The sequence below is a fragment of the Azospirillum cavernae genome, assembly GCF_003590795.1.
Taxonomy (GTDB): domain Bacteria; phylum Pseudomonadota; class Alphaproteobacteria; order Azospirillales; family Azospirillaceae; genus Azospirillum; species Azospirillum cavernae.
The window spans coordinates 1726896-1745205 of the sequence record NZ_QYUL01000001.1; the positions used below are offsets into that span (position 1 = coordinate 1726896).

The 18310-nt window shown below is 66.4% G+C and carries 14 protein-coding genes; 4 read left to right on the forward strand and 10 right to left on the reverse strand.

What is annotated here, in order from left to right:
• Window positions 1-153: 153 nt before the first annotated feature.
• Window positions 154-2997 (reverse strand): isoleucine--tRNA ligase, encoded by a 2844-nt coding sequence (ileS, locus tag D3877_RS07830; RefSeq protein ID WP_119830094.1) that lies wholly within the window; start codon window positions 2995-2997, stop codon window positions 154-156.
• Window positions 2998-3554: 557 nt separating this feature from the next.
• Here ileS and D3877_RS07835 point away from each other — a divergent pair.
• On the forward strand, window positions 3555-4343 hold the full coding sequence (locus D3877_RS07835) for a hypothetical protein (RefSeq protein ID WP_147395106.1): 789 nt from the start codon (window positions 3555-3557) through the stop codon (window positions 4341-4343).
• An 89-nt stretch (window positions 4344-4432) separates the two neighbouring features.
• On the opposite strand, the gene D3877_RS07840 is transcribed toward D3877_RS07835, so the two are convergent.
• A complete protein-coding gene (locus D3877_RS07840; RefSeq protein ID WP_119830096.1) occupies window positions 4433-4612 on the reverse strand; it encodes an antitoxin in 180 nt (59 codons plus the stop codon).
• Between the two features lie 249 nt (window positions 4613-4861).
• Entirely contained in the window at window positions 4862-5290 is a 429-nt protein-coding gene (locus D3877_RS07845) for a winged helix-turn-helix transcriptional regulator (RefSeq protein ID WP_238474775.1), read from the reverse strand.
• An 82-nt stretch (window positions 5291-5372) separates the two neighbouring features.
• On the opposite strand from D3877_RS07845, the gene D3877_RS07850 reads away from it, so the two are divergent.
• Window positions 5373-6245: an SDR family oxidoreductase gene (locus D3877_RS07850; RefSeq protein ID WP_119830097.1), complete on the forward strand. Its 873-nt coding sequence runs from the start codon at window positions 5373-5375 to the stop codon at window positions 6243-6245.
• An 81-nt stretch (window positions 6246-6326) separates the two neighbouring features.
• Here the strand turns inward: D3877_RS07850 and D3877_RS07855 are convergent, their stop codons facing one another.
• The 5 genes from D3877_RS07855 to D3877_RS07875 form a co-directional block, all read right to left on the reverse strand.
• The gene (locus D3877_RS07855; RefSeq protein WP_119830098.1) at window positions 6327-7013 is read right to left on the reverse strand and encodes an orotate phosphoribosyltransferase; all 687 of its coding nucleotides are present in this window, start codon (window positions 7011-7013) and stop codon (window positions 6327-6329) included.
• A gap of 108 nt (window positions 7014-7121) precedes the next feature.
• Window positions 7122-8798: a methyl-accepting chemotaxis protein gene (locus D3877_RS07860; RefSeq protein ID WP_119830099.1), complete on the reverse strand. Its 1677-nt coding sequence runs from the start codon at window positions 8796-8798 to the stop codon at window positions 7122-7124.
• 193 nt (window positions 8799-8991) lie between these two features.
• Window positions 8992-10044, reverse strand: coding sequence for an ABC transporter ATP-binding protein (locus D3877_RS07865; RefSeq protein ID WP_119830100.1), 1053 nt, complete (start codon window positions 10042-10044; stop codon window positions 8992-8994).
• On the reverse strand, window positions 10037-11704 hold the full coding sequence (locus D3877_RS07870) for an ABC transporter permease (protein WP_119830101.1): 1668 nt from the start codon (window positions 11702-11704) through the stop codon (window positions 10037-10039). Before D3877_RS07870 ends, D3877_RS07865 begins: the two co-directional genes overlap by 8 nt.
• A gap of 199 nt (window positions 11705-11903) precedes the next feature.
• The gene (locus D3877_RS07875) at window positions 11904-13007 is read right to left on the reverse strand and encodes an ABC transporter substrate-binding protein (RefSeq protein WP_119830102.1); all 1104 of its coding nucleotides are present in this window, start codon (window positions 13005-13007) and stop codon (window positions 11904-11906) included.
• 230 nt (window positions 13008-13237) lie between these two features.
• On the opposite strand from D3877_RS07875, the gene D3877_RS07880 reads away from it, so the two are divergent.
• Together D3877_RS07880 and D3877_RS07885 are read left to right on the forward strand one after the other, a co-directional pair.
• Window positions 13238-13906 carry a response regulator gene (locus D3877_RS07880; RefSeq protein WP_119830103.1) on the forward strand — a complete coding sequence of 223 codons (669 nt, stop codon included), beginning with the start codon at window positions 13238-13240 and terminating at the stop codon, window positions 13904-13906.
• Window positions 13903-15339, forward strand: coding sequence for a sensor histidine kinase (locus tag D3877_RS07885; RefSeq protein WP_119830104.1), 1437 nt, complete (start codon window positions 13903-13905; stop codon window positions 15337-15339). Before D3877_RS07880 ends, D3877_RS07885 begins: the two co-directional genes overlap by 4 nt.
• A gap of 136 nt (window positions 15340-15475) precedes the next feature.
• On the opposite strand, the gene D3877_RS07890 is transcribed toward D3877_RS07885, so the two are convergent.
• The gene (locus tag D3877_RS07890) at window positions 15476-16678 is read right to left on the reverse strand and encodes an acetate/propionate family kinase (RefSeq protein WP_119830105.1); all 1203 of its coding nucleotides are present in this window, start codon (window positions 16676-16678) and stop codon (window positions 15476-15478) included.
• A 12-nt stretch (window positions 16679-16690) separates the two neighbouring features.
• Complete coding sequence (locus D3877_RS07895) at window positions 16691-18079, reverse strand: bifunctional enoyl-CoA hydratase/phosphate acetyltransferase (RefSeq protein ID WP_119830857.1); 1389 nt, start codon at window positions 18077-18079, stop codon at window positions 16691-16693.
• Window positions 18080-18310: the final 231 nt, after the last annotated feature.

Consider the following 18310-nt stretch of genomic DNA (forward strand, 5'->3'; position numbering starts at 1 on the left):
GGCGAACCCCACGCCGTTCCCCCTCCCCAACCCTCCCCCGCGTTGCGGGAGAGGGGGCCTTGCGGGAGGGCGGCGGCAGTTCCCTCCACCGCTGAAAGCGGGGGAGGGTTAGGGAGGGGGCAACGGTACCACAGTCTCAAGGCAGGCGAGCGCTTACCCCACCGCCTCGGCGCACCGGACGCACAGCGTCGGATGGTCGGCGACGGTCGAAACCTCCGGCAGCACCTTCCAGCAGCGCTCGCACTTCTCGCCTTCGGCCAGACCAGAGGCCACGGCGATTCCGGCGACGTCGGCCAGGGTGAAGGCCCCGTCGGGCGCCGTCCCCTCAACCACCGCAATGGCCGAGGTGATGCACACGTCCTGGAAATCGACGTCGGCCAACAGCGCCTTGGTCGCCGAATCGACATAGACCGTCGGGTTGGCTTGCAGGGAGGAGCCGATGGTCTTGTTGGCGCGCTCCAGTTCCAGCGCGCCGGTGACGACGCGGCGGACGCCGCGCACCACCGACCATTTGGCGGCCAGATCGTCGTTGCGCCAATCGGCCGGGATGGTCGGGAAGTCGCGCAGATGCACGCTTTCCGCCGTCCAGCCCTCGCCGCTGGTCAGCCCCTCGGGTCGGGCAAGCCACGCCTCTTCCGCCGTGAAGCAGAGCACCGGGGCCAGCCACGCGGTCAGCGCGGAGAACAGATGCTCCATCACCGTGCGCACCGACCGGCGGCGAACCGAATCGACGGCGTCGCAATAGAGGCTGTCCTTGCGGACGTCGAAATAGAAGGCCGACAGCTCCACCGCGCAGAAATTGTGCAGGGCGACGAACAGGGCGTGGAAGTCGTAGGCCTCGATCTTCTCGCGCACAAGCTCGTCCAACTCGGCCAGACGGTGCAGGACCCAGCGCTCCAGCTCCGGCATCTGCGCCGCGTCGATCCGCTCGGCGGGGGTGTAGTCGGCCAGCGCGCCCAGCAGGTAACGCAGGGTGTTGCGCAGGCGGCGGTACAGGTCGGCCTGGGTCTTGATGATCTCCTTGCCGATCCGCAGATCCTCCGAATAGTCGGAGTTGATGATCCACAGGCGCAGGATGTCGGCGCCATACTGGTCGCAGATTTCCTGCGGGGCGACGACGTTGCCGAGCGACTTGGACATCTTGCGGCCCTGCTCGTCCAGCACGAAGCCGTGGGTCAGCACCGCGTTGTAGGGCGCGCGGCCCCGCGTGCCGCAGCTTTCCAGCAGGGAGGAATGGAACCAGCCGCGATGCTGGTCCGACCCTTCCAGATAGAGGTCGGCGGGCCAGGCCAGCTCTTCCAACCGCTGTTCCAGCACGAAGGCGTGCGAAGAACCCGACTCGAACCAGACGTCGACGATGTCGCGCACCTGCTCGAACTCGCCAGCGTCGTAGCCGTCGCCCAGGAAATCCTGCGGGTCGCGGGCGAACCAGGCGTCGGCGCCCTCCGTCTCGAACACATCGGCGATGCGGGCGAAGACGTCGTGATCGCGCAGGATGGAGCCGTCGGACTTGCGGACGAACAGCGCGATGGGCACGCCCCAGGCGCGCTGGCGGCTGATGCACCAGTCCGGGCGGCTTTCGATCATCGAGCGGATGCGGTTCTCGCCCTGCTCCGGCACCCAGCGGGTGTTGGCGATCGCCTGCAAGGCCGTCTTGCGCAGATCGTTCGTCTCCATCGAGATGAACCATTGCGGCGTCGTCCGGTAGATCAGCGGGGCCTTCGACCGCCAGGAATGCGGGTAGCTGTGCTTGAGCTTGTTGCTGGCCAGCAGCGACCCGGCCTCCTCGAACGCCGCCAGCACGGCCTTGTTGGCCGGGCCGGGCTTGCCCTGGTCGGTGTAGACGGCCAGACCGGCGAAGAGCGGAACATGGGCGTAGTAACGGCCATCCTCGCCAACCGTCTGCGGCACCTCGACGCCGTTGGCTTGGCCGAGATGGAAATCATCCTCGCCATGGCCGGGCGCGATGTGGACGAAGCCGGTTCCGGCGTCGGTGGTGACGAAGCCGCCCGCCAGCATCGGCACCTTGAAATCATAGCCGCTGCGGGTCAGCGGGTGATGGCAGAAGGTTCCGGCCAGCCGCGCGCCGGGGAAGCGGTGAAGCTGCTTCCACTCGGTGATCCCGGCCTCCTTGAACACGCTGTCCGCCAGCGCGGTGGCGATGACCAGACGTTCGCCGACCACGGCCTTGCTGCCGTCGGCCACGGCGGTGACTTTGAAGGTCGCGTATTCGATTTCGTCGCCATAGGCGATGGCCCGGTTGGCGGGCAGCGTCCAGGGCGTCGTCGTCCAGATGACGATGCTGGAATCGTCGATTTCCGGGGTCGAGGATCCCCACACGGCGAAGCGGGCGAAGACGGTGGTCGAGGTGTGATCGTGGTATTCGATCTCGGCGTCGGCCAGCGCGGTCTTTTCGACCACCGACCACATCACCGGCTTGGCGCCCTTGTACAAACCGCCGTTGGCGGCGAATTTGTGGATTTCGCGGACGATCTGCGCTTCCGCCGGGAAGGTCATGGTGGCGTAGGGCTGCTTCCAATCGCCCTCGACGCCCAGACGGCGGAACTCGTCGGCCTGGATGCCGACCCATTCCTGAGCGAACTCGCGGCATTCGGCGCGGAACTGGATGATCGGCACGTCATCCTTGTTCTTGCCCGCCTTGCGGTATTTCTCCTCGATCTTCCATTCGATGGGCAGGCCGTGGCAATCCCAGCCCGGCACGTAATCGGCGTCGAAGCCCTGCATCTGGCGGGTGCGGACGATCACGTCCTTCAGGATCTTGTTGACCGCGTGGCCGATGTGGATGTTGCCGTTGGCGTAGGGGGGGCCATCGTGCAGCACGAACTTCTTCTTGCCCTTGGCCCCGGCGCGCAGCTTGCCGAACAGGTCCATGTCGGCCCAGCGCTTCAGCAGCTCCGGCTCTTTGGTCGGCAGGCCGCCGCGCATCGGGAAATCGGTGCGGGGAAGAAAGACGGTCGATTTGTAATCGCGGGTCATGGTCGGATCCCTGGAAAAAGCATCAGCGCCGCGCGGTTGCCTGATGTGAACACGCGGCCATACAGAGTCGTCTCCCGGCTCTCCTCAGAGAACCGGGCCGGTAATTCGCGCGCCAAACGCAAGGATCCAGAATGAGACGGTCATGGCGCGCGATATTAGCGGCGTGCGCGGCGCGGTCAAGGATGCGGGTGGGCGGCGACCGGATGGGGGCGCTTTGCAACCATCGCTCCGGGCCGAAGGCGGGGCGCCGTTCCGCCCGGAGCCAAACTCAGCCGTCATTTTCAATCTCGATCATCGGGAAATCACAACGCGATAATTGACAAGACCCCATGGATATTCCGCAGCAACCACACTCCATCACCATCGAAACGATTAGATTTCTAAGCAAAACAACGCCACAAATTGTTTAAGAACGCCGCGTATTTGTTTGACAGACGCGCTTTTCTGTCAAATTCTTGCTTTTGACATTCTCTGCAACGGGCGGCAGCCAAATGGACGTGTCGAAACTCGCGAATGGCGGATCCACGATTCAGGGGGGCGCCGCCGCTCGGCAACTCATGGGCGCTACCGCTTCCTCGCCATTGACCAAGGCGACGACCAACGCCAGCCGTTCAGCCAATCCGGTTGACACCGTCGTCCTGTCGGACCAGGCCAGCCGGGCCTTGAGCGTCGATCTCAGTCCAACGGCCTTCGCGACGGGGGCGCCGACAAACCCCAGCACCGCCGCCGCCGTCAAAGACATGGATAAAATCATTCCCGCCATGCAGCGCTACACCGAAGAGAGCAGCCGCTACGCGGAAAAGCTCAGCGGCTTGGTTCGGGAAAAATTTGGCTTGCCGGACAACATGAGCCTGACGACCGGCGGGGCCGCGAACGCCATGATGGACTCGCTGGCCAAAGAAAACGGGCTGGTGAAGCCGGAGATTCCACAAATTCTAAAGGATCACGGCCTGTTGAGCGACGACACGCAGGAGGTGGACAGCCAATCGCAAACCGGCCTCTTCGGTTTGAGCGTCACCACGGTCGGCGATCCCGATTTTGGCAAGCGCATGGACCTTGCGTTCGACCGCAGCGCGGCCATTCCGTCCGACAAACAGACCCTGGTCGCCCTGAAATCCGGCGACCCGGCGACGGCGGGAACCTTGAACCGCGTCAAGACGGGCGCGCTGGGCGGCCTGACCGACACAGCGTCGCAGGACGGCGCCCATCTGTTCGCCATCACCGACGGCGCCGCCGACGGCAAGGCGAAGGTCGCCGCATCGGTGCGATCCGTCGGGATGGATGATCGGGTCAACAGCTCGGCGCTCACCCTTCTGGCGACGATCAAGCGCTATCTGCCGGGCTGATGAGGGATCCCCCGCTGGCGCCGCTTACGCCAACAGCTTGCCATGCCAAACACGAAGGATCGTCACAGTCGGGGCTGACCACAAAACCTTCACGAGCGAGGGGCCGTCGCCTTTTTGCCTTGCGCCAGATCCAGCAGCCATTCCCGGACCCGATCATGCGGGATGACGTCCCCGCGCTGGACCTCCGCGCGCGCCTCAGCCACCGCAGCGCGAAGCTGTTCCGTTTCCAGGTCGTCGCCGTTATCGGCTGTGCGCAGGGCTTGGCTCATGGAACCATGAATGGCATTGGTTGGCGGGGCTGTCGAGCGGTTGACGGTGGACGCCCAGTGGTGTCGCTTTTGGCGATTTTCGCCCTCTCCCGCTCCGGGAGAGGGAGGGGACCCACAAAGTGGGGAGGGTGAGGGGTGGCCCGAGAGGCCGGAACCGCATGGCTCCTTGGATCACCCCTCACCCTTCCCACCGCTTCGCGGCAGGCCCCTTCCCTCTCCCGAAACGGGAGAGGGAGACTCGACGCCCAATCACCCCTCGTCGTTCGCCGCCTCGAAACGCAGGCGCGCTTCGCGGACCGCCGGGTGGTTTTCTTCCGCCCAGGCCACGAGACTTTCCAGATGGCGCAAAAAGGATTGGCCCATCGGGGTCAGACGGTATTCGACGGCGGGCGGTTTGGTTGGGAAGACGTGGCGGGACAGCAGCCCGTCGCGCTCCAGATTGCGCAGGGATTGCGTCAACATCCGCTTGGAAATGTCCGGCACCGCCCGGTGCAGCGCGCTGAAACGGCTGGGGCTGGATTTCAGCGTCAGGACGATCAGCGCGGTCCATTTGTCGCCGATGTGATCCAGCACATCGCGGACGGGGCATTGCCCCTGGTTGATCGAGGCCGGTCCCAGAGTGGCCCAGGGGGTTGGCGCTGTCTGCGGCAGGAGGTTCCCTTTTGATAACCTGGACACGAAAAGTTGCCTCCTTCTGCCGACGCGAAACAGTCTCTATCTTAGACCAATCATCGGATTGAGACCAGATTGGAGCGTTCCCATGTCACACAGCCCCCGCCTTCTCGTCACCGGCGCCAGCGGCGCGCTTGGCCGTCTTGTCGTTGAGGCGCTGCTGGAGCGCGTCGAGCCGTCGCGCGTCGTCGCGGCGGTGCGCGATCCCGCCAAGCTGGCCGACCTCGCCGCCCGTGGGGTGGAGGTCCGGGCCGCCGATTACGAGCAGCCCGCCACGCTGGCCGCCGCCTTCGCCGGAATCGACCGTCTGCTGCTGATTTCGTCCAACGCGGTGGGGCAACGCCTGCCCCAGCACGCCAACGTCATCGCGGCGGCGAAGGATGCGGGCGTCGGCCTGATCGCCTACACCAGCATTCTGCACGCCGACCGCTCCCCCCTGGGGCTGGCCGTCGAGCATGTGCAGACCGAGGCGTCGTTGGCGGATTCGGGCGTCCCCTTCGCGCTTTTGCGCAATTCCTGGTATCTGGAAAATTACTTCGGGGTGATCGCCCCGGCCCTGGAGCATGGCCTTGTTTTCGGCAGCGCCGGGGAGGGTCGGATCGCGGCGGCGAGCCGCGCCGATTACGCGGCGGCGGCGGCGGCGGTCCTGACCGCGACCGAGGATCAAGGCGGCAAGATTTACGAATTGGCGGGCGACGACGCCTTCACCATGGCGGAATGGGCGGCGACCCTGGCCGAGGTCGGCGGCAAGCCCGTCGCCTACCGCGATTTGCCGCAGGCCGACTATGCGGCGCTGCTCGTCCAGCACGGGCTGCCGGAGGGCTTCGCCGGGCTGCTGGCCGATTCGGATGTCGGGGCGTCGAAGGGTGGCCTGTTCGACGACGGCGGCGCGCTCGCCCGGCTGATCGGCCGCCCGACCACCACGCTGAAAGCCGCGCTGGCGGCGGCGTTGAAGGGCTGACCGCTTAGCCCGGAGACAGATTTTTCAAAACGCTGCGGGCGGTTGGGGATGGCGCCGCCACCCCCAACCGCCCGCAAGCCCTCAGCTCATGCTCGACTTGCCGCCATGGGCGGCCGACCAGCCGACCGGGTCGTTCAGGAACTTCTCGACCTCGTTCAGGGTGTTCTCGTCAAAATACTGGTTCTCGCGGGCGACCTTCAGAACGTCCCACCAGGTGCACAGCGCGTGCAGGCGGACGCCGATGGCGTCCATGTTGATTTTCGATTGCGGGAAGATGCCGTAATGGAAGATCACGAAGGTGTCCGTCACCTGGGCGCCGCCGTTGCGCAGGGCGGTGACAAAGTTTTCCTTGCTCTTTCCGTCGGTCGCCAGATCCTCGACCAGCAGAACGCGCTGGCCCTCGGTCAACAGCCCTTCGATCTGGGCGTTCCGGCCAAAGCCCTTGGGCTTCTTGCGGACATACTGCATCGGCAGTTCGAGTTTGTCGGCGATCCAGGCGGCGAACGGGATGCCCGCCGTCTCGCCGCCCGCCACCGCGTCGATGGCCTCATAGCCGATCTCGCGCTCGATGGTCGCCACGGCGAAGTCCATCAGCGCCTTGCGGGCGCGCGGGAAGGACACGATGCGGCGGCAATCGGTGTAGACCGGGCTGGCCCAACCCGAGGTGAAGATGAAGGGCGTCTCGGCGTTGAAATGCAGCGCCTTGATTTCCAGCAGGATCTTGGCGGCGGTGGCGGCGATGGTCGCCTGATCGGGAAGGCTTGACATGCTGGGATGGCTCCGGGCAGCGGGGAATGCGGGTTGGCCCGCAGGTCTGGCCCCTTGTGTAACGGCGCGACCGGCGATTCGCAATCACGCCCATAGAGGTTTGTCCGCTTATCCCGCCTTGACCGCGTGGGTGTAGCCATCGACCTCCGCGCGCAGCGCCGTCATCTGGGTGTTCAATTGCGCCGCCGCGACCGCCAGATCGGCGGCGGCGCGATCCGTCGCGACCACCGTGTCGTGAACGCCGCCCAGATGCTCGACCACGATGGTGACGGACGCCGCGCCCTCGGTCATGGCGCTGACGATGCCATGAGTCGCGTCGGTCTGGCGGCTGACCGCGTCGGCGATGGTGGCGCCGGTTCCACGCACCGACTCCACCGTGCTGGCGACGCTGCCCATCGCCTGGACGGTGCGCTGGACGATGTCCTGGATCCCGGCGATCTGGGCCTGGATGTCCTCCGTCGCGCGCGTCGTTTGGTTGGCCAGGCTCTTGACCTCGTTGGCGACCACGGCGAAGCCCTTGCCCGCCTCCCCCGCCCGCGCCGCTTCAATGGTGGCGTTCAGCGCCAGCAGGTTGGTTTGGCTGGCGATGCTGGTGATAAGCCCCACCACGTCGCCGATCCGCAGCGACGCCTGAGACAATTCATGGATCCGCTGGGTCGCCTCATCGGCTCGGCTGACGGCCTCGGCGCTCATCCGCGCAGCGTCGCCGGTGTGCCGTCCGACCTCGCCAATGGACGCGCCCAGACTGTCGGCGGCGGCGGCTCCGCCGCGCACCGTGGTCGCCGCACGCTCCGCATGGCTGCGCACGTCGTTGATTTCGGCGCTGGCGTGCGCGGCGCTGCGGGCCATGGAATCGGCGGTGGCGTGCAATTGACCGCCGGTCGCGCCAAGGGTCTGCACAATGGTTTCAACCTGCCGGGTGAAGGCGTTGGTCGCCTCCTCCAGCGCCGCCATCTTCCGGCGTTCCTCATCGCGATTGGTCTTGGAACGGTCGCGCGCGGCGTCCAAGGCCATCGCCTGCTCTTGCAAGGTCATCACCGCGCCGACCACCCGGCCAATCGTGTCATCCACCGGATAGGACAGGGCGATGTCGCGCCGTCCGGCGCCAATCGCCTCAATGCCCTGGATGGCGGCGTTGAGCGGACGGCTGATGGATCGGCCAACATGACGAGTCAACAGCGTGGCCCCAATCAGCGCCAACAGAGTGACCGCGCCGACCAACTCAATCGTCTCGCCGCCAAAGGCCGAGGCCCGCGCCGCGCGGTTGCGGTTTTCGGCCAGAATCAGCGTGGACACCGCCTCGTTGCGGTCCTCCAACGCGGTGAAAATCTCAACAAAGCGTGGAAGCTCGGCGTTGGCCTTGGCCGTGTCGGTCAGCGCCAAAACCACCATGCCTTCTGCGGCGCGGATGTAGTCATCCAACGCCGGCACAACGCCGGACACCGCCTCTTGAACCGTTTTGGGCAGGGAAAGCGCGCTGTTGGCGCGCAAGGTAGCCCGGAAACTGTCGGTGTGCTCCGACAACTCCCGCTGCAACTCGGCCCGCGTGTCGGGGGAGGCTTGCGGCCCGGCGAGCAAGGCGGCCAACACATCGGCCCGCAAGGCGTCGTGCATCATGTCGCCTTGCTGGTGATTCGACAGCGCCTCGCCAATCACGATCACCTCGTCGGTCGCCCGCGCGGCGAAGAACAGGCTGCCTGCGGCCCCTCCGCCCACCAGAAGCAGCGCGAGCGCAAAGGATATCGGAAGAACCGCCAACCTCTGGCGGAGCGTGAGCGTGACCATGAACGCCTCCCCTGATTTCCAAGCCTTTGCCTGCGCGCAAACAGTGAACTGATTGCCGTCGCATACAGCTTAGTAGGGAAACAATCACGCTCCGTAAATTGGGGCGACTCCTAAAACGTCGCAGCCCGCGACCGCAGCCCCGTGATGGGGATGCGGATCGCGGGCTGCGGCGATCAGACACAGGTGTGACGGATCAAAACACCCAGAGCTGTTCCGGCGGCAGATGCAGCCAGTGCGACCCCGGCGCCAGCGCCCGCCCAAAGGTGCGCAGGGTCAGGTCGCCGCAGCGGAAGACATGCTCCCACTGGCTGCCGAGATAGAGGGAGGTTTCCAACTCGACCTTCACGCAATTCTCGCCTTCGCCGTCCACCACGGAAACCTGCTCCAGCCGGATGACGCCGGTGGCGTCCTCCGACACCGCCTTGCCGCCGCGATCCTTGCCCCACAGCGGGAAGCCCGACAGGTCGATCAGGGCGTAGCCGCCGCGCTTGTCCTGCACCCGGCTCTTGATCTGGTTGTTGGTGCCCATGAATTCGGACGCGAACAGGCTGACCGGCTCGGTGTAGAGCTGTTCGGGCGTGCCCGCCTGCACGATGCGCCCGCCGTCGAGCAGAACGATGCGGTCGGCGATGGCCATCGCCTCCACCTGATCGTGGGTGACGAAGACGGCGGTCAGGTTCATCCGCTTGATGAGGCTGCGGATCCAGATCCGCGCCTCTTCGCGCAGCTTGGCGTCCAGGTTGGACAGCGGCTCGTCCAGCAGGATGACCGGCGGGTTGTAGACCAGGGCGCGGGCCAGGGCGACGCGCTGCTGCTGGCCGCCCGACATCTGGTGCGGGTAACGGTCGCCGAGATGGCCAAGGCCGACGCCTTCCAACACGGCGGCGACGCGCTGGGCGATGTCCGCGCTGGGCACGTTGCGCAGACGCAGGCCATAGGCGACGTTCTCGAACACCGTCTTGTGCGGCCACAGCGCGTAGGACTGGAAGACCAGCCCCAGGCCGCGTTTTTCCGACGGCACGTTCAGACCGGCGGCGCCGTCGAAGACGGGGGAGTTGCCGATGGTGATGGCGCCCTTGGACGGCTCTTCCAGCCCGGCGATGGAGCGCAGCAGCGTGGTCTTGCCGCTGCCCGACCGCCCCAGCAGGGCGACGATCTCGCCCTGGGCGAAGGTCGCGGTGATGCCCTTCAGGATGTGGTTGCTGCCGTAGGACAGGTGCAGATCGTCGATGGTGAGCTTAGCCATGGGAGCGTTTCCCGAAGAGCGACATCAGCAGCAACCCGCAGCCGATCATCGCGATGTTGACGGTGGAGAGCGCGGTCACGAGGTCCACGGCGCCCGATCCCCAGAGCGAGACCAGCAACGAGCCGATGACTTCGGTGCCGGGGCTGAGCAGATAAACGCCGGTGGAGTATTCGCGCATGAAGGTGATGAAAATCAGCAGCCAGCTTGAAATCAGGCCAACCTTGATGAGCGGCAGGGTGAGGTCGCGGCTGACCCGACCCGCCGAGGCGCCGACGACGCGGCCCGCCTCCTCCAACTCCGGCCCGATCTGCAACAGGGCGCCGCTGACCAGCCGCATGCCATAGGCCAGCCACACCAGCGTGTAGGCGACCCAGATGGCGACCATGGTCTGACGCATCGGCGACAGGAAGGGGGTGAACAGGAAGACCCAGAAGATCGCCAGACCCGCCACCAGACCCGGCATGGCGCGCGGCAGCAGCACCAGATAATCCATCAACCGCGTCCAGCCCGATTGCCAGCGGTGCGCCGCCAGATTGAGCGCGGTGTAGACGCCGACCGACAGCGCGCCGCCGACCGACGCGATCAACAGAGTGTTGACGATGCCGCGCACCAGATTGGGGAAATGCGTCAGCTCGCGGAAATGGTCGAGCGTCAGGACTTCGCTCAGATGGACTCCCTCGCCCCAGCTCGACACGAAGGAGCGCAGAACCAGACCGCTGATCGGGATCACCACGGTGAAGGCCAGCCAACCGACGATCACCGCCACGGCGGGCCAACGCCAGAAACCGATCGTCACCGGGCGCTGCGCCGAGGCCTTGCCCTTGACCGAGACGTAGCGATTGGCCGTGCGCAGCAGGTAACGCTGCATGGCGACCAGCGGCAGGGCGATGCAGATGATCGCCACGACGACCACGGCCATCAACTGGTAAGACGGCGTGCCCAGCTTGTTGGTCAGCTTGTAGAGATAGGTCGCCAACACCAGGATGCCTTCGGGATCGCCCAGCACCAGCGGCAGGCCGAACAGCTCAAAGCCCAGGAAGAACACGAGCACGGCGGCGTAGAGGATGTTCGGCGTCACCATCGGCAGGCTGACGGTCAGGGCGACGCGCAGCGGCCCGGCTCCGGTCATCCGCGCCGCCTCCTCCACATCCGACCCCAGACTGCGCAGCGCCGAGGAGGTGTAGAGGAAGACGTGCGGAACGTGCGTCAACCCGGCGATGACGATCAACGTCCATTTGGAATAGAGATACCAGGGGACGAAGCCCAGCCAGCCCTTGACCCACAGCGAGACGAATCCCGCCGGGCCGAGGCTGACGACGAAGCCGAAGGCAAGCACGACCGACGACACGAACATCGGCACCAGGATCACCGGCTCGATCCAGCGGCGGCCCGGCAGATCGGTGCGCGTCATCAAAAAGGCCAGAATGGCCCCGACCGGCACGGCGATGGCGGTCATGCCAAAGGCGATGACGACCGAATTGGAGAGGGCTTCGTAAAAGTCCTCATCGTCCAGAACGAATTCATAGGCCGAAAAGGTGAAGGCGGTTTTCGGCTGGAAGAACGGCCCGTCCAGAAAGCTCTGGTAAACAACCAGCCCGATGGGGGCCAGCACGGCGATCGCCATGGCGACGATGACCGCGATGCGCGTGGCGCGGTTCATGGGGGATTTCCTTAGAGTCTGGGCGCCGAGAGGCCCTCTCCCGTCTCGGGAGAGGGAGGGGGCCCATGCGCGGCATGGGGAGGGTGAGGGGTGAGCCAAGGATCAACGGTCTTCCGACCAATCACCCCTCACCCTTCCCGTCGCGTCGCGGCGGGTCCCTTCCCTCTCCCGGAGCGGGAGAGGGCGCGGTGGGGCAATCTCACTTCCCTTGCAGGGACTTCTGCCAATCCTTCAGGAACTTCAGGCGCTTGACCTGATCCAGATAGGTCAACAGCTCCGGCCCGACATGGATCGGGCGCAGCATGGCTTCCGGCATGTCGGCGGTCGGGTTGATGTGGGCCAGATCGGTGCGGATCGACCCCATGTAGCGCGCGACCATCGCCTCCTGCCCCGGCTTGGACAGCAGATAATCCAAGAACAGCTTGGCGGCGTTCGGGTGCTTGGCGGCCTTGGGGATGAAGGCGATGCGCGACATGATGATGGTGTAGTCGCTGGGCAGGACCACGCCGATGGAGGCCGGATCCTTCTTCTGCCGCTCCAGCACATAGGAGCCGATCATGTTGTAGCCGATGGTGTGCTCGCCCGAGGTCAGACGCTCGATCATCGCGCCGGAGGAGGTGTAGAGCTTCACGCCGGTCTGGCCCATCGCCTTGACCAGATCCCAGGTGCTCTTGCTCGCCTGCGCGTCCTGGGTGATGTAGAGGAAACCGACGCCGCTGCGCTCCGGATCATAAGACGTGACCTTGCCCTTGAAGGCGTCGGCCTTGTCGGTCAGCAGCTTGGTGAGGTCGGCGTGGGTCTTCGGCACGTCGGCTTCGGCGACCAAGCGCTTGTTGTAGGCGAAAACGATGGGTTCGGCGGTGGTGCCGTAGGCCTCGTTCTTCCAGTTGGCCCAAGCGGGCAGCGTCTTGACCTCCGGCGAGGCGTAGGGCTGGGCGTAGCCGTCATTCACCAGCTTGATCTGGAGATCCATCGCCGAGGACCACATCAGATCGGCGGTGCCGCTGTTGGCGGCGGCCTCGCTGATGAAGCGGTTGTACATCTCGGTCGAATTCTGGTCGGCGTATTCCAGCTTGATCTTGGGATAGAGCGCCTCGAATCCCTTCAGCAGCTCTGACACGGCGGCGGCGTCGGTCGCCGAATAGATGCTGAGCGCGCCTTCCTGATTGGCCGCCTCAATGATCTTGGCGTAGGCGGGATCGTATCCGGCGGGAACGCTCTGCGCCTGCACGGCGGCGGCGGTCAGCAGCGGGCTGGCGATGGTCAGGGCGGTGGCGACCAGAAGGGCGAACTTGCGGCTCATCTCTTTTTCCTCTCCACGAACGCTTCGTTGTCCGGCGCGCGGGCGGCCCCTGTGACCGGGGCGATTGTTCCGTTGCGGGCGGGGTTGGTTGGACTTACAAGCGACTATAGGCGGTCAACCTGTCGCCAATCTGTCGCGGGTAAAAATTGTTTGGCGAACGGATGACCCGGCACAAAAACCGGGCGCAAAAACCGGGACGCGCAATAAGGGGGGGGGAGGCTCGCCGCAGCATGAGAATCCTGATTGTCGAGGACGACGCGGCGCTGGCGCGCGGGTTGGTCGGCTCGCTGAAGCTGGCCGGTTACGCGGTGGATCATGAGGCCTCCGGCGAAGAGGCGGTGCGTTCGGAACAGAGCGAACCCTATGGGCTGGTCATTCTGGATCTCGGCCTGCCCGATTTGTCGGGGTTCGAGGTGCTGAGCCGCATCCGGCGGCGCGGCTCCACCGTGCCGGTGATGATCCTGACCGCGCGCGAGGCGGTGGCCGACCGGGTGAAGGGGCTGGATCTCGGCGCCGACGATTATCTGCTGAAACCCTTTGAACCCGCCGAGTTCGAGGCCCGCGTCCGCGCCCTGATGCGCCGGGGCCAGGGATTACCGACGCCGGAGCTGGTCTGCGGCGGCCTGCGCTACGACCGCTCGACCGCCAGCGCGTCGGTGAACGGGCGGGCGCTCGATCTGCGCAAGCGGGAGTTGGCGGTTCTGGAAGGGCTGATAATCCGCGCCGGGAAGGTGGTGCCAAAGGATCGGCTGTCCGGCGAGGTGTTCGGCTTTGACGAGCCGGTGGCCCCCAACGCCATCGAGCTGTATGTCGCCCGCTTGCGCAAAAAGCTGGAACCGGACGGCCCGCAAATCCGCACGATTCGCGGTCTGGGCTATCTGATGGAAATCCCTGGATGAGCGACCCGACCAGCCGGGAGCGCCGCGCGCCCTCGCTGCGCCGCCGCCTGCTGACCCGGCTGTTGGCGCCGCTGGTGGCGCTGGCGGTCGGCTTGGGGGTGGGCGGGGCGGCGTTGATCCATGGCTTCGTCCAATCCACCCACGACCGGGTGCTCGCCGGATCGGTGCTGGCCATCGCCGAGCGGTTGGCGGTGGGCGACGACGACGGCGCGGTGACGGTGGATCTGCCGGCGGTCGCCTTCGGCATGTTGGAGAGTCAGGCGCGCGACAACATCTATTACAACGTCGCCCATCGCGGCGGCATCGTCACCGGCTATCTCGATTTGCCGACGCTGGACCCCGACGCCCTGCCCTTGAGCGTCACCCAATTCCGCGACGACCAGTATCACGGCCATCCGGTGCGCATCGCCGCCCAAGCCCGGCGGCTCTACGGCGAAAGCCAGCCGGTTCTGGTGCAGGTGGCGGAAACCACCGAAGGCCGCCGGGCGCTGGAAATCAATCTGCTGCTGTGGCTGACCCTGCTGGAGCTGGCCCTGGTCGGCGGCAGCGGCCTGTTGGTGTGGGGCGCGGTCGGTCGGGGCTTGGCCCCGCTGTTGCGGCTGCGCCGGGTGATCGACGCGCGGTCGGCCAGCGGCGCCATGGCGCTGGTTCCCCTGCCGCTGGCCGTCGTCCCGCGTGAGGCGCTGCCGCTGGTGGTCGCCATCAACGGGCTGTTGGAGCGGCTTGACCAATCCATCGGCGCGATGCGCCGCTTCACCGCCGACGCCTCCCACCAATTGCGCACGCCGCTGGCCGTGCTGCGCACCCATCTGGCGCTCGTCCGCCGCCATGGCTCCGACACGCCGGAGGGGCGCGCGGCGCTGGACGACGTGGACGGCGCGGTGCGGCGGTTGGAGCGGCTGTTGACGCAGCTTCTGGCCCTCGCCCGCGCCGACGAGGACAGCCCGATTCCCGCCCCCGCCGAAGCGACCCATCTGGCGCAAACGGCGGCGGAAATCACCGCCGAACAGGTGCCCGCCGCGCTGGCCAACGGCGTGGAGGTGCTGTTCGACGCCGCGCCCGACAGCGACGCCCTGCGGGTTCAGGGCAACCCGGTGCTGGTGGGGGAATTGCTGGCCAACCTGATCGACAACGCCATCCGCTACAACCGGCCCGGCGGGTCGGTGACGGTGCGGGTGTCCGGCCCCGCCGACGGGCCGCGTCTGGAGGTGGAGGACGACGGCCCCGGCATTCCCGCCGAGCAACGCGACCGCGTGTTCGAGCGCTTCTTCCGCCTGCCGCAAACGGCGGACACGGCGCGGAGCGGCAGCGGGCTGGGTCTGGCGATTGTTCGGGCGCTGGCCGACCGTCTGGGGGCCGAGATCGCCTTGCAAGACCGGGCGAATGGCGGGCCGGGCCTGCGGGTGGTGGTCACGTTCCGCGCGGCGGTGTGAGCGGCGGCGGTCACGCGGAAGCGTCGCTTACGGTCTTGCCCCCTCCCCGGCCCTCCCCCGCTTTGCAGCGGGAGAGGGGGCCAGGAACCTTGCCAAAGCGCGGCGTGGTTCCCTCTCCCGCTCAAGCGGGGGAGGGTTAGGGAGGGGGAAAAGCGTTGCCAGCCAGCGCGTTGCGGGTGTGCAGCGCGATCATCCGTTCCTCGTCGGTCGGGATGACGTAGACCGGGATGCGGCTGTCGGGGGTGGAGATCAGCGTCGCGTTGGCGGCGTTCGCCGCCTCGTCGATGCGCACGCCCAGCCACGCCAGCTTGTCGCCGACCCGCGTCCGCACGGGGGACGAGCGTTCACCGATGCCCGCCGTGAAGACCAGCGCGTCGATTCCACCCATTGAGGAGGCCAGCGCGCCGGTTTCCTTGGCGATGCGGAAGCAAAACAGCTCCACGGCCTCTTCCGCGTGGGGATCGGCGCTGTCCAGCAGAACGCGCATGTCGTTCGACACGCCCGACACGCCCAGCAGGCCCGACTTGTTGTAGAGCAGCTTTTCCAGGGCGCCGGCGTCCATGCCCTTCTGACGCATCAGATAGATCAGAACGCCGGGGTCGATGTTGCCGCAACGGGTGCCCATCGGCAGGCCGTCCAGCGCGGTGAAGCCCATCGTGCTGTCCATGCTGCGCCCGCCATGGATGGCGCACATGCTGGCGCCGCTGCCCAGATGGGCGACGACGACGCGGGAATCGCCCAGTTCCGGCGCGATTTCCGGCAAGCGCCGGGCGATGTACTCATAGCTCAGGCCGTGGAAGCCATAGCGGCGCACGCCCTCGTCCATCAGCTCGCGCGGGATGGCGAACATGCCCGCCTGCCAGGGCTGGCCCCGGTGGAACGCGGTGTCGAAGCAAGCGACCTGCGGCAAGTCCGGGTGCGATTCGGCGAGCGCCCGGATGGCGGCGAGGTTGTGCGGCTGGTGCAGCGGGGCCAGCGGCACCAACCCCTCCAAGGCGTCGAGCACCGCCGGGGTCAACAGCACCGGAGCCGAATACAGCAAGCCGCCATGCACGACGCGGTGGCCGGCGGCGACCAACGTCGCCCCCTCCAACCGCTCCGTGATCCAATCCAGCAGAAAGCTCAACAGGGATTTGCGGTCGGTCGGCTCGCCGAAGGCCCAACTTTTGGAGGCCAGCGGCCGACGCTGGGCGTCCTTGGCCTCGAACACCGGCTCGGTGCCGATGCCGGAGATCTGGCCGGTGATGATCATCGCCGGATCGCCCTGCCCGCTGTCGCGGAAGACCGAGAATTTCGAGCTGGAGGAGCCAGCGTTGATGACAAGAATCGCCTTCGGCATCGCGTCCCCTCCTTATTCCGCCGCCAGCGCGGCGGTGGCCCGGCGCGAGGCCGCCACCAGAACCGCGACCGCGCAGGACGCCAGACGGGTCCGCACATTGTCGGCCCGGCTGGTCAGGATGATCGGCACGCGCGCGCCCAGCACGATGCCCGCCGCGTCAGCGTGGGCCAGGAACGACAACTGCTTGGCCAGCATGTTGCCCGCTTCCAGATCGGGAACCAGCAGGATGTCGGCCTTGCCCGACACGTCCGAGGTGATGCCCTTGGTGATCGCCGCCTCGCGGCTGATGGCGTTGTCGAAGGCCAGCGGGCCGTCGAGGATGCCGCCCTTGATCTGGCCCCGGTCGGCCATCTTGCACAGCGCCGCCGCTTCGATGGTCGAAGCGATCTTGGGATTGACGGTTTCCACCGCCGACAGGATGGCGACGCGCGGCACCGGAACGCCCAGAACAATGGCCAGATCAATGGCGTTCTGGACGATGTGAACCTTGTCTTCCAGCGTCGGATAAATGTTGATCGCCGCGTCGGTGATGAGCAGCGGACGCGGATAGGTTGGGACGTTCATCACGAACACATGGCTCAACCGCCGCCCGGTGCGCAGGCCGGTTTCCTTGCGGACCACCTCGCCCATCAGCTCGTCGGTGTGCAGGGAGCCTTTCATCACCGCTTCGCATTCGCCGGTGCGGGCCAGCCGAACGCCGGTTTCCGCCGACGCGTGGCTGTGCGGGACGTCAATGATGCGGTAACGGGAAATGTCCAACCCGTTGGCCAACGCCACCGAACGGATCTTCGACTCCGGCCCGACCAGAACCGGGTCGATCAAACCGGCTTCCGCCGCCTCGACCGCGCCGCGCAGCGAGCTTTCATCGCACGGGTGCACCACGGCGGTCGGGACCGGCGGCAGCTCCTCGCACTTCTTCAGCATCAGCTCATGACCATCGTGGCGGATGACCTGAACTTGCGGCAGTTCGGCGGCGGCGCGGCACACCTTCTCGGTGGGCGCGATCACCTCGGCGACGCCGGTCACGACGGGCTTGCCGTCCTGGTTGGCGGCGAGGCAGTCGAACACCACCGTCTTGCGCCCGCTGTCCTTGGATTTGGCGGTGACGGTCACGGAAATGACGTCGCCCAGCATCACCGGGCGATGAAACTTCAAATCCTGGCCGAGATAGACCGTTCCCGGCCCCGGCAGCAGCGTGCCGAGCACGGCGGAGATCAGGGACGCCGACCACATGCCATGGCCGACCACCCGCCCGTCCGCCGCATACCCCTCGTCGATGTGCGACGGGTTGAGGTCGCCGGACACCGTGGCGAACAGCTCGATGTCGGACATGGTCAGGCGCCGCGACAGGCTGGCCTGCTGGCCGACGTGGATTTCCTCGAACGTGACGTTTTCGATCATGGTGCTGCCGTTGTTGCCGTTCTGCTCGATGCCGCTGCGGCCATAGAGATCGGTCGCGAGGTCGGCGGGGGCGGTGTCCATCTCAAACTCCTAAAAGGATCGCGACCGTGTGTTGGCCGTATCCTCCCGATCCCGGTTCCTGGTTTGGCCGAGACCCTCATTCTTGGATTCCGGAAAGCCGGAACCGGCAGCGTCCGAAGACTGGCGCTGATCGCAAAGCGGCGCTTGGCG